The sequence below is a fragment of the Zhenhengia sp. genome, from assembly GCF_046966505.1.
Lineage (GTDB): Bacteria > Bacillota > Clostridia > Lachnospirales > Cellulosilyticaceae > Zhenhengia > Zhenhengia yiwuensis.
Window position 1 is genome coordinate 187104 of sequence record NZ_JBKVCH010000002.1, and the last position, 13157, is coordinate 200260.

A 13157-nucleotide genomic window follows, 5' to 3' on the forward strand; every position below is an offset into this window, starting at 1 on the left:
TACCTTTTAATATAAATTTATCTTACATACTTTTTTCTATAAACTCTATACACACTCTAAAATTTTTTAAAAAATATTGAGGAGATTTTACTACTTACGACGCTCTATATAATGTAAGTAATAGAATACATCCTAGACATTTTTAATACTTACATTTTAAGAAAGATTATAAATCAGCCCCCCCTTCCTTATTTATAATCTTTCTTAAATCCCTACTTATAATAAGGTGACCTTATAAGTAGAAAAGGGGGGGGAGTGGTCACTAATAAAAGCTAGCACATATACCGCCATATTTAAGGGGGGGCGTATTTGTGCTGGCTTTTTTTGCTTATAAAATATAATCTGTTATACAATCATACCAATGAACATAGTTTTCTCCATTTACCTTAATGTGTATGTTCTTTGATAACCTTTCACTCCATTTGCTCCCATATCTTTCTATTTGCCAATCATCTTTATTGTAGCGCCTCCAAAGAACTGTTCTACCTTTTTGATCAATATACTTTTCAGCTATTAAATCGCCTTCAAATAATACATATCTGACTGTATCATAAGTTTTACCTTGAATGGTTACATCATACCTACCTATTACACCTATTGCTTCCTTTTGGTCACATATGATTTCACCATCAACAAGTTTTAAATGAGCATCTTGCTTAAGCTGTATTGGGAAACCATAGTTATCTTCTCCCCATCCAAAGTGCTCTAAGAAATTTTCCTCTAAGAAAGTAGCAAACTTCTTCACACCATTTTCTATATGCCACTCAGCTACATATTGAACAGCATCTTCTGTAAGTCTTATATATTCTGCACATTCATAGACCATTTCCCCTTCTGAATTGTACTCTTTAGATTCTATCTCTACACATTCAATGCCACTTATCATAGCCTTTCTTGTAACCTTTGACTCTCTTTGAATAGTCATTGTCTTTTCTGGATAATCATAAAAAGCTACACTACACTTCTCATGTTCTCTAGGTATAATAAATCCCCCAAATCCCTCTTCACAGATTACCTCAAATGGTACATCACCCTTAAATACTATACTCACCTCTGGCATTACTTTCGGGAATTTTATCATTTTCTCTTCTCCTTTCAATTTTGGCGGATAAGGATACTTATCCTTAAACTGTTGTTTGGCCTTGTATAATCTACTCTTAACCGTCCCAATAGGTATATTTAATCTCTTGGCAATCTCATTTTGCTTCTCATTTCTCATGTAGTATAGAAATAAAATCTCTTTATCTTTGTCTGCTAATTCTTCCAGTGTCTCACTTACTACTTCTTCTATACTTCTTCCTGCCCTAGTTTGTCTCATTTCATAAGAGGTCACCTCTTCTAAAGGCAATTCTAGTACCTTACTTCTTACTCTATAGAAATCTTTACATTTGTTTGCTGCAATGGTTAGTACCCATGCTTTAAATTTACTCTGATCCTCTAATTGCTCAAATCTTTTATAAGCACTAAGATATACTTCTTGCAGTACATCTTCTCCATCTTGTTTACAGTTCATCTTATAATACACAAATCTCTGAAGCACATTTTTGTTAGCCTCTAGCAAAGTTTCGAAAACGCTTTTCTTTTCATTCATTTGTATAGCCTCACCCCTTTCTCTACCTTCTAAGATCGATCTTGCTTATATAGACGAACTCACACACCAAAAGGTTCACTCGAATTTAAAAATTACAACAAAAAAATCTTAGAGTATGTACCACTCTAAGATTTTTGCCTATCTTATCGCTTCTGTTAATTCTTGAATTTCTAATGCCTTTCTCTATCTTTCTATAGTTTTTACAAAGGATTCCAATCTATTTTTTTACTAATTAAATTTCTTTTTAATCATTTTTGCTATGATACAAATAACACTACTTAGTAATAAAAATTCTAATGCTCTTACTAAAATAAATGCATAGAATGGGGCTGAATTTTCTATAGAGTTATATTTTAAATAATCAGCACTTATCCTAAAGCAAAACCCAATTATTAAAATAATATTTATTACATATAAAAATCTGTACCAATATTTCTTTTGCATAATAATAGTCCCCCTCATTCTACATTCATTAAATCAATGCACTCTCTATTTTCTTATTCCTAATATGTCTAGAGGTACCTTTTCCTCAGGCACTTGTAAATACTGTTTACGCACCATCTCTTCTACAATACATGCCATTACATCCAACTTATATTTAATAAATGCTAACTGTCCATATTGGTCCTTTAAATTTTTAGGGGCATGATTTTTAAGAATTTTACTAGCTTATTCGATAATCGTCAGCGTACTAGTCCTTATATCTTCAATAATCTGATTAAGCTCATTCCATAAACTCTCTAACATATCCTGTGTGAGGACAGGAAAGTTTGGCTTTAAGTTTCCATCTTTATTTAAGATAATGTTATCTTCTATTAAGTTAATACAACTATTTGTATACTGCATAACCTCCTCATCTAAAGCAATTGATGCTAATAGCTTACACTCGTCTCTTAATTTCGGATTAGATCTTTGACATTTCTAGCAACTGCCCACATGTAGCCATAAAAAGCTTCTTCATTTTTAATGATTTTAATAGAATTTAAAACTTGTACTATTATTTCACTGCATAAATCTTCTGCCTCTTCTTTATTACGCACTTTAGAAAAAGCAAATGCAAATAATATTTTCATTTGTTCTTGTATAAGCTGCGCAGCTTGTTTTCATTCCAATGTTATGCCCCTCCCTGTATGTTTTGAAAGCTTTCATTTATATAGTGGTACTAAACTTAATTTGGTTAATAGCTACTTTAAAAAATATTGATCTATATTCATCTTCCTTTTTTCTTCAGTATATCATTTCAAGCCTCTTCTCCTTTTTTTGAATGTCGAACATTTTATACTTTTTCATTCCCTAGGCATACTTACCAGAATGGAATACAATGAGATTATCAAATTCTAAGAAAAATACTGGTACATTCCATAAATAATCTTTACAAAAACACACTTACCTTTTATAATAGGAATAAATTTATTTATAATTTAAAACACTATGAAAAGGAAAAGTAGTATTTTTAAAGCGTCTTAGCGAGTGGGGATGGTGCAAGCCCATACGATAGAAAATATGAAAAATCACCTTGGAGTGGCAGACCGAAATTTAAAGTAGGCTCTGACGGAATCCTCCCGTTAACTTAAGGAAAGGTATAACGAGTGGCCAGTCTCAATCTCTGGCAAATCAGGTGGTACCGCGGAAGATGCATACTTATGCCCTTTCGTCCTGTTATCTAGTGGACGAAAGGGCTTTTTTATTGCTTTTACATCAGTCCACGCACGTCGCCCAGCCTCCTGGCTGTGCAGCGTTTTTCTATTTTATCTTTTATTCCCCCTCTGCCCTTGGCATTGGTCGGAATATTTTAATTCACTTATTCTTTATTCGGGCAGAGTGTGACTAGGGCGGGGTGAGCTGTTAGCAGAGTACACCTTCGTAGTTTTTAACTAGAAATTCATGAAGTTATAAAAAAGATGTACTTAGCCGTATGTCTGAGCACTAGCGAGTTTACGGCGTTATCTTTTTTATAACGAATAGAATTTCTCTAAAAACGGAGAGAGTGTACGGCGCTAATAGCTTACCCTGCCCGGCCCACTTCACCCTATTAAACTTAGGAGGTAGAACAATGTACAAAAAAGTTGACACCAATCTCAACTTCGTTGACCGTGAGCTTGAAATCCTCAAGTTCTGGCAAGAAAACAACGTATTTGAAGAATCTATTAAATCAAGAGAAGATGGCCCAGTATTCACATTCTATGATGGTCCTCCAACAGCAAATGGTAAACCACATATCGGCCATATCTTAACACGTGTAATCAAAGACCTTATTCCTCGTTACCGTACTATGAAAGGCTATAAAGTACTTCGTAAAGCTGGTTGGGATACACATGGTCTTCCAGTAGAGCTTGAAGTTGAAAAACTTCTTGGTATTAGTGGTAAACCAGAAATCGAAAACTACGGTGTTGAAGACTTCATTACTAAATGTAAAGAAAGTGTTTGGAAATACCAAAGTGAATGGGAAAAAATGACTAACCGTGTTGGTTACTGGGTAGACATGGACAACCCATATGTTACTTACCACAATAACTACATTGAATCTGTATGGTGGTCACTTCGTCAAATTTGGGATAAAGACCTTATTTACAAAGGCCATAAAATCGTACCTTACTGCCCAAGATGTGGAACATCTTTATCTTCTCACGAAGTAGCTCAAGGCTACAAAGATGTAAAAGATGCTACAGCTATCGCTAAGTTTAAAGTAGTCGGCGAAGAAAACACTTACTTCCTTGCTTGGACAACAACACCTTGGACACTTCCATCAAACGTTGCACTTTGTGTGAACCCAGATGAAACATACGTAAAAGCGAATGACAATGGTACACTTTACATCTTAGCTGAAGCACTTGTAGCTAGTGTACTTTCAGAAGATGCTACAGTTGTAGAAACATACAAAGGATCTGACCTTTGTGGCATGTCATACGAACCACTCTTTAACTTTGTAACACCAGAGAAAAAAGCTTACTTTGTAGTAGCTGATAGCTACGTTACAATGTCAGATGGTACAGGTATCGTACACATTGCTCCTGCATTCGGTGAAGACGATGCTAGAATTGGTCGTGAAAATGACCTTCCATTCGTACAACTTGTAAACGAACAAGGTTACTTCACACCAGAAGTAACAGAGTGGCAAAACATCTTTGTTAAAGATGCTGACCCAGCTATCCTTAAATGGTTAGAAGAAAATAATAAACTCTTTAAAGCAGCACCATACGAACATAGTTACCCACACTGCTGGAGATGTGATACACCACTTCTTTACTATGCTCGCGACACATGGTTCATCTCTATGTCAAAAGTTCGTGATGCTTTAGTTAGAAATAATAATACAGTTAACTGGTTACCACCATCAATTGGTGAAGGCCGTTTCGGTAACTTCCTTGAAGGTGTTATTGACTGGGGTCTTTCACGTTCACGTTACTGGGGTACTCCACTTCCAATTTGGGAATGTTCTTGTGGGCATAAACACTTAATCGGAAGCATTGAAGAGCTTAAATCAATGAGCCCTGACTGCCCAGAAGATATTGAACTTCACAAACCATACATTGATAACGTACACCTTAACTGTCCTGTATGTAGCAAAGAAATGACACGTGTACCAGACGTTATTGACTGCTGGTATGATAGTGGATCAATGCCATTTGCACAACTTCACTATCCATTTGAAAACAAAGAAGTGTTCGAGGCTAACTACCCAGCTGACTTCATCTCAGAAGCTGTTGACCAAACTCGTGGTTGGTTCTACACACTTATGGCTATCTCAACACTTATCTTTGATAAAGCACCATACAAAAACGTAATCGTTCTTGGTCACGTATGTGATAAAGATGGTCTCAAAATGAGTAAACATAAAGGAAACGTAGTTGATCCTTGGACAGTACTTGATGGTCAAGGTGCAGATGCTGTACGTTGGTACTTCTATTCTGCAAGTGCTCCATACCTTCCAAGCCGCTTCGGCCCTGAAAATGTAAGTGAAGCACAAAGAAAATTCATGGGTACATTCTGGAACACTTATGCGTTCTACGTACTTTATGCAAATATCGATAACTTCAATCCAACTAAGTACGAGTTAAATTATGACTCACTTAACATGATGGATAAATGGGTACTTTCTAAATTAAATACTTTAGTTAAAGAAGTCGATAATCACTTAGAAAACTACCGTATCTTCGAAGCATCTCGTGAAATGCAAAACTTCATTGATGATGTATCTAACTGGTACGTACGTCGTAGCCGTGAAAGATTCTGGCAAAGTGATATGCCACAAGATAAAGTAAATGCGTACATGACACTTTACACTGTTCTTACAACACTTGCTAAAGTATCTGCACCATTCGTACCTTTCATGACAGAAGAAATGTACCAAAACCTTGTTCGTACAAACGATGCTACTGCTCCAGCAAGTATCCACCTTTGCGACTTCCCAGTAGCAAACGAAGCTATGATCGACAAAGAGCTTGAAAAACACATGGATGATGTTCTTCAAATCGTAGTACTTGGTCGTGCTTGTCGTAACGAATCAAACATCAAAAACCGTCAACCAATCGGAACAATGCGTATCGGTGCTACTGAAGTTCTTCCAGCGGCATACAACGAAATCATTGCTGAAGAGCTTAACGTTAAGAATGTAATCTTCACAGAAGATGCAAGTGAATTCATTTCTTACACATTCAAACCACAAATGCGTACACTTGGACCAAAATACGGTCAACTTCTTAACCCAATCAGAACTGCTCTTACAGAACTTGATGGTACAAAAGCTATGGCTGAGCTTAATGCTACAGGTGTACTTAAACTTGACATCAACGGCCAAGAAATTGAGCTTACAAAAGATGACGTTCTTATCTCTACAGCTCAAAAAGAAGGTTTCGTAGCTCAAAGTGAAGGTGGTTTCACAGTTGTACTTGATACTCATCTTTCAGAAGAACTCATTGAAGAAGGATTTGTTCGTGAACTTATTTCTAAAATCCAAACAATGAGAAAAGAAGCTGATTTCGAAGTTCAAGACCATATTTTAGTAGCTTACACAGGTAATGCTAAAATTGCTGAAATCATGTCTAGAAACAACAGCGAAATTGCATCTGAAGTACTTGCAAATGAAGTTGCTGAAGGTACTTTAGAAGATGGTTATACAAAAGAATGGAAAGTTAACGGCGAAACTGTAACTCTTGCAGTAAAACGTGCTTAATTTTTTAGTTTATATAAAATAATAAGGAGCTTGCCCACGGGCAAGCTCCTTATTATTTTCTTATTTCTTCTAATCGCTTTTCTGTATGTTCAAGCTATTCTATAGTATGCTTTTCCTTATTGCATTTTAGTAAATCAAATCCTATGGAGAACACATCATCTATGAAATTGATTTTTCCATATGTATCTATGCCTAACTTAAATATTCTCCATTTATATATCTTCTTTAAGCCTACTACAATTTTAAGGAGAGGTCTTGGGGATACATCCCTTAATAACATTATTACTGTTTAAGTTTTAAAGAATGTATCTTTAATCCCTTCTATTGTATCAGCTCTACTGCACTACCTTGTTTAAAACATTTTCTTTCTAAACATAACAATTGAACCCATTATAATAAGAACCACACATCCTAATAAAATATAATTAAGTGCTTTTGGATCATGCATAAAAGGTAAGGGCACATTCATTCCAAATAGACTAAAAATCATAGTTGGAATAGAAAGTATAATAGTAAGGGAAGTAAGTGTCTTCATGACAATGTTTAGGTTATTAGATATAACCGAAGCAAAAGCATCCCTTGTCTCACTTAAGATGCTACTGTATATACTGGCCATTTCCATAGCCTGTTTATTTTCAATAATAACATCTTCTAGTAAATCTTTATCTTCTGGATACTGTTTAATATTTTCCATACGCATCATTTTCTCAAGTACCATTTCATTGGCACGCAGTGAAGTTGTAAAGTAAACCAAACTTTTTTCTAATTCTAGAAGCTGGATAAGCTCTTTATTTCTCATAGATTTGCTCAGTTCTTGCTCTATTCTATTTCCTGCTTTATCAATAGATCTTAAGTACTGTAAATAGTAAGATGCATTTTTATAAAGTAATTGCAGAATAAAGCGTGTTTTCTTGAAGGTATAGAAAGTCTTTACTTTTCCTGTAATAAAGTCTTGTACCAGATCTATCTGTTTTAAACAGATAGTCATAATGAAGTTATTGCTGATGATAATTTCCATAGGAATCGTCACATATTCATGGATACCCTCTTCATCTTTAATAGGAACGTCAACGATAATAATCGTATAATTATCCTCTGTGTTAATATGGGCCCTCTCCTCCTCATCAAGACCTGCTCTTAAATCTTCAGGTGCAATATGAAAAGTCTTAGAGATATACTCGATCTCATTAGCAGTAGGGGCCTCTACATTAATCCATGTTCCCGCTTCAAAGGAATGCATGCATTCTAGCCTATCGTTTATCGTCTTATACATTTTAATCATGTTTCCACATCCTTTGCCTCCTTATTAGACAAAAGGCATGAAAACAAAACTCTATTGCATCAAATGTCTAATAAAGAAAGTGATTTTTTATTCAGTTTGAAATCTTTCTGCCTGGCACAACTCGGTCCAAGGTCCATCTGGAAACTCACTCTCCTTTAGTATCTTAATTTAGACAAAAAAATATAACCTAACTCTCTTTTAATAGTAGTTGATTGTACTACATGCCGTCAAGAAATTAAATTTAATATTGAAATTTTTTTGCTCATGGTGTAAAATACTCTTTGTAAACCGAACATTTATTAAATTTATTTATTTAATATTCGCTTATATAGATTTGAAGATAAGGTTCAAATGTCTCTACTTAGCTCCCGTAAAGAGCTAACCGCTATAAGTGAATTACTTTTTTGTAATTTACTTTTATTTTAGGAGGCATGAATCATGAAATATGATTTAATTATTGTGGGCGCTGGTCCATCAGGTATTTTCACAGCTCTTGAACTTGTAAAAACAAATAATGCAAAAAAAGTATTAATTGTAGAAATGGGACATCGTATTGATAAACGTAGCTGTCCAAAAGACAAGACAGAGATTTGTGTAAATTGTAAGCCATATTGTAACATTACAACAGGCTTTTCTGGTGCAGGCGCTTTTTCTGATGGAAAACTTTCTTTAAGTCCTGAAGTAGGTGGGGATTTACCTGAACTTATTGGTTATAAAAATGCTGAAGAGCTCATCCGCTATACAGATAGTATCTACTTAGAATTTGGTGCTGATCCTCATGTAGAAGGCATTGGCAATGATGAAGAAATTAAAGAAATCCGTAAAAAAGCTATTGAAGCTAACCTTAAACTTGTAGACTGTCCTATCCGTCACTTAGGTACAGAAAAAGCTCAAGAAATCTACCTTAAAATTCAAGAATACCTTCTTGCAAATGGTGTAGAGATTATGTTTGATACAGTAGCTAAAGACCTTGTGATTGAAAATGGCATAGCTAAAGGACTGGTTATAGCACCAGCTCGTAAACAAGATGAAGAAACTACATTATATGCAGACACTGTTGTTGTTGCTACGGGCCGCAAAGGTGCTGACTGGCTTAAACAAATGTGCATTAAGCACAATGTAGCACATCGTAACGGTACAGTAGATATTGGTGTACGTGTTGAAGTACGTAATGAAATTATGGAAAAAGTAAACACTGTACTTTATGAATCAAAACTTATTGGTTACCCTGAACCCTTTAAAAATAAAGTTCGTACTTTCTGCCAAAACCCAGGTGGTTTTGTAAGCCAAGAAAACTACGATAATGACCTCGCTATTGTAAATGGTCACTCTTATAAAGATTTAAAATCGAATAATACAAACCTTGCTATTTTATGTTCTCATAACTTCAGTACACCATTCAACGAGCCAATCGCATATGGTAAAAAGGTCGCTGAACTTGTGAACATGCTTGGTGATGGCCACATTCTTGTACAACGCTACGGGGATATCCTAGAAGGCAAACGTACATGGCAAGAAGAACTTGACCGTGCAAATGTACGCCCTACTCTTCCTGATGCAGTGGCTGGAGACTTAACTTCTGCTATGTCTTATCGTACAGTACTTAATATTATTAACTTCATCCAAGCTATGGATAAAGTTGTACCTGGTTTTGCAAGTAAAGAAACCCTACTTTATGGACCAGAAATTAAATTCTACAGTAACAAAGTTACAATGGACGAAACACTTAAAACAAACATTTCAGGCCTCTTCTGCCTAGGTGATTCAAGTGGCTGGACACGCGGTCTTATGATGGCTTCCGTAATGGGTGTCCTTATGGCCCGCAAACTTTCTTAATAGATGAATAAGAAAAATACAAAAAGACTAAGAAACTTTAATTTCTTAGTCTTTTTTGCTTATTATTTTATTTAATAAATCTTTCCAGCCTTTTTATTACCTGTTTTAGCTTTGCCGCCTATTTCTGGTACAGGCTCTACATCATTTTTAGGAAAATGTGATTTACTATTGCTTTCTGTACCATGTGGTTCGTTTACATCAGGTCTTCTCATACCTTTTTTAGCCATTATGAAGCACCTCCATTATAATTCAATTCATACTTATTCTTTCCTTGATTTCTATTTTCATGCTTAAAGCTTAATGTAAAAGTGTAACAAAGATACCGCTTCTTTCATAAAATATAGTACTCCTATTTACTCTTTCTACGTTTTCTTATAAAGGAGGTTGACGGAATGAGCAAAGATTTTCTTAAATGTATTTTATCCTTTATCTGTTTTGTTTGTGGCCTTGTCTTAACTTTACTATTTTCTTTTCATTTCAACGCCACTAATCCTTCCTGCATCATTGCGCTTTGTCTCGGGCTAGTTCTTACAGCAATAGGAGTATTTGGTTTTATTTTGCACTACAAAAATCTAATGATTATAGAAAACATGAAAAAAAATAAATTACCTATTTTAGCTAGGTGGTCCTATAAACCTAGTGACTTTAGTTTAGTTAAAGATAAAATCTTAGAAGACTGTTACGTAGATCTCTCTCTTATTGTTCTTATTGGGGTCTTTTGCCTCATCTTGGCTATAGGCCTTATCTTTCCAATTGCAACTGATAGTATAGGTCTTAGTATACTTATTATCATTTCAACAGTTATACTTTGTAGCCTATGCAGCATATTGGTCTACTTCTATCATGTAAGTAAACTTGAAAAATACACAACTGCACTTATTAACTATCACTATATTTACTTTAACAATGAACTTTATAGTATCTATAGATCTTGTTATATGCTTGAAGAAATCGAGATTACAACCGGAGTTCAAAATTACCTTAGATTTGTCTATGGTGCTCCGGGAACACCTTATGGCCCTTTTCAAATCATTGACATTCCTATTCCACCTAGTGAACTTGCTACAGCTTATCAAATTAAAGAACATTATTTATCTCTTATATCTTGAAACTAAAATAAGCTGAACCCTCAAAGGCCCAGCTTATTTTTTATTATTTATTTTTTTGCGGAAGAATTCTAATAGCATTTAAAATAGCAATAATAGAAACCCCTACATCAGCAAATACTGCAAGCCACATATTAGCTATGCCAAAAATACCAAGAAGCATAACAATAAATTTTGTGCCTAATGCAAAGATAATATTTTGTTTTACAATACGCTCAGTTTGTTTAGCAATATCCATACCTTTTACAACTTGCATGAGGTTATCCTGCATTAATACAATATCACTAGCTTCTACTGCTGCATCTGAACCAATACCGCCCATGGCAATACCTAAGTCTGCTAATGCTAATACTGGCGCATCATTAATACCATCACCTACAAAGGCTACTTTCTCACCTTTATCAATAAGTTCTTGAACTTTTGTTACTTTATCTTGAGGAAGAAGTCCTGCATAAACCTGATCTACACCTACTTCTTTACCAATGTAGTCTGCTACTTCTTTTTTATCCCCTGTCAGCATAATAACCTTTTTAATGCCTTTTTCTTTTAGCCTTTTAATTGCTGCTTTGCTTTCTTCTTTTACAACGTCTGCTACAATAATGCAGCCTAAATACTCACCATCTACAGCTACATGAACACTTGTACCAACTACTTTAGGTACTTTGTAAACAATCTTTTCTTCTTCCATTAAGCGTTCATTACCTGCAATAACCTTCTTACCTTCAATAAGTGCACTTAAACCATAACCTGCTTTTTCTGTAAAGCCTGTCATCTCTACTTCAGCTACGCCTTTTTTATAATTAGCAATGGCCTTTGCAATAGGGTGGTTAGAATGTCTTTCTAACTGCACACCATAGCTTATAAGGTCTTCTTCTAACCCTTTTTTATCTGGGAATATGCCAATAACTTCAAAGGAACCTTTTGTAATAGTGCCTGTTTTATCCATTACAAAAGTATCTACTTCATTTAATCTTTCAAGGTAGTTACTTCCTTTAATAAGCACACCTTGCTTAGATGCTGCTCCAATTCCACCAAAGAAGCTTAATGGAATAGATACAACTAGTGCACATGGGCAAGAAATAACTAAGAATACGATACTTGTATAAACCCAATGATTCCACTCTCCTGTAATAAGTGATGGAATAATGGCAATAAGCACTGCTGCGATTACAACAATTGGTGTATAGATAGCAGCAAATTTCGTAATGAATTTTTCTGTTTGAGCTTTTTTGCTTGTTGCATTTTCTATAAGGTCTAAAATTTTTGAAACTGTTGAGTCTCTTAAAACTTGTGTAACGCGTATTTCAATAAGCTGTTCAATATTGATACTTCCACTTAATACTTCACTATTTTCCTCAGCAAATACAGGTACAGACTCCCCAGTCAGTGCAGAATGGTCAATAGTCGTTGCACCTTTTACAATGACACCATCAAGAGGAATTTTCTCACCTGGTCTAACAGCAATCACATCACCTACTTTAATGGTATCTGGTGACACAACAACCCAGTTGCCATTTTGTTTCACACGAGCAAACTCTGGTTTAATATCCATAAGGCCCTCAATAGCTTTACGTGATTTAGCCACGGCTTTAGATTGGAAATACTCACCTACTTGGTAGAATAACATAACCGCTACAGCTTCTGGATGTTCTCCAATTACAAATGCTGCTATCGTTGCAATAGTCATAAGGAAGTTTTCATCAAATACTTTACCTTTTGCAATGTTTGTTATAGCTTTTAAAACAATATCATAACCAATAACAATATAAGAAATAAACACAAATAAATCTATCTTTGTTACAAGACCAAAGAGTAAAAGTCCTAGAGAACAAATAATACGCATTAACATATTACTTTCTTTTTCTTTAGATTTAGGCGTAGTGCATCCACAGCCACATCCTACTGGGAAGTTATCTTTTTTATCCACAGAACACTCTACACTACCACGAGTATGTCCACTACATCCACAGCTCTCTCCACATGATTCTTCATGTTTATGCTCATGTTTTTCTCCATGACTGTGTCTATGCTCATATCCACCACACCCACATGCTTCTCCATGTGCATGTTCATGTTTTACCTCATGCTTATGTTCATGATCATGTCCACCACATCCACATGCTTCTCCATGTGCATGTTCATGTTTTACCTCATGCTTATGTTCATGAT

10 protein-coding genes, 1 riboswitch and 1 other annotated feature are annotated in these 13157 nt (G+C 35.1%); of the genes, 3 read left to right on the top strand and 7 right to left on the bottom strand.

Annotated features, from left to right (window positions below):
* Positions 1-328: 328 nt before the first annotated feature.
* The 4 genes from ACLTBU_RS03400 to ACLTBU_RS03415 form a co-directional block, all read right to left on the bottom strand.
* Entirely contained in the window at positions 329-1591 is a 1263-nt protein-coding gene (locus ACLTBU_RS03400) for an RNA polymerase sigma factor (RefSeq protein ID WP_249331740.1), read from the bottom strand.
* A gap of 228 nt (positions 1592-1819) precedes the next feature.
* Positions 1820-2035 (bottom strand): hypothetical protein, encoded by a 216-nt coding sequence (locus tag ACLTBU_RS03405; RefSeq protein WP_249331741.1) that lies wholly within the window; start codon positions 2033-2035, stop codon positions 1820-1822.
* A 225-nt stretch (positions 2036-2260) separates the two neighbouring features.
* Positions 2261-2437 (bottom strand): hypothetical protein, encoded by a 177-nt coding sequence (locus ACLTBU_RS03410; protein ID WP_412217531.1) that lies wholly within the window; start codon positions 2435-2437, stop codon positions 2261-2263.
* A 47-nt stretch (positions 2438-2484) separates the two neighbouring features.
* A complete protein-coding gene (locus tag ACLTBU_RS03415) occupies positions 2485-2664 on the bottom strand; it encodes an RNA polymerase sigma factor (RefSeq protein WP_337528367.1) in 180 nt (59 codons plus the stop codon).
* 349 nt (positions 2665-3013) lie between these two features.
* Positions 3014-3253 (top strand) — a binding site (T-box leader).
* Positions 3254-3644: 391 nt separating this feature from the next.
* Between ACLTBU_RS03415 and ileS the strand changes: the two genes are divergently transcribed.
* Positions 3645-6764 carry an isoleucine--tRNA ligase gene (gene ileS, locus ACLTBU_RS03420; protein ID WP_412217533.1) on the top strand — a complete coding sequence of 1040 codons (3120 nt, stop codon included), beginning with the start codon at positions 3645-3647 and terminating at the stop codon, positions 6762-6764.
* 352 nt (positions 6765-7116) lie between these two features.
* Here the strand turns inward: ileS and ACLTBU_RS03425 are convergent, their stop codons facing one another.
* Complete coding sequence (locus ACLTBU_RS03425) at positions 7117-8046, bottom strand: magnesium transporter CorA family protein (protein WP_177670594.1); 930 nt, start codon at positions 8044-8046, stop codon at positions 7117-7119.
* 304 nt (positions 8047-8350) lie between these two features.
* Positions 8351-8454: riboswitch (purine riboswitch) on the top strand.
* A gap of 30 nt (positions 8455-8484) precedes the next feature.
* Here ACLTBU_RS03425 and ACLTBU_RS03430 point away from each other — a divergent pair.
* A complete protein-coding gene (locus ACLTBU_RS03430) occupies positions 8485-9882 on the top strand; it encodes an FAD-dependent protein (protein ID WP_177670592.1) in 1398 nt (465 codons plus the stop codon).
* Between the two features lie 71 nt (positions 9883-9953).
* Here the strand turns inward: ACLTBU_RS03430 and ACLTBU_RS03435 are convergent, their stop codons facing one another.
* Positions 9954-10109, bottom strand: coding sequence for a hypothetical protein (locus tag ACLTBU_RS03435; RefSeq protein ID WP_177670590.1), 156 nt, complete (start codon positions 10107-10109; stop codon positions 9954-9956).
* A gap of 165 nt (positions 10110-10274) precedes the next feature.
* On the opposite strand from ACLTBU_RS03435, the gene ACLTBU_RS03440 reads away from it, so the two are divergent.
* Positions 10275-10991: a hypothetical protein gene (locus tag ACLTBU_RS03440; RefSeq protein ID WP_412217535.1), complete on the top strand. Its 717-nt coding sequence runs from the start codon at positions 10275-10277 to the stop codon at positions 10989-10991.
* 43 nt (positions 10992-11034) lie between these two features.
* Here the strand turns inward: ACLTBU_RS03440 and ACLTBU_RS03445 are convergent, their stop codons facing one another.
* Positions 11035-12837: a heavy metal translocating P-type ATPase gene (locus ACLTBU_RS03445; RefSeq protein ID WP_412217728.1), complete on the bottom strand. Its 1803-nt coding sequence runs from the start codon at positions 12835-12837 to the stop codon at positions 11035-11037.
* Positions 12838-13157: the final 320 nt, after the last annotated feature.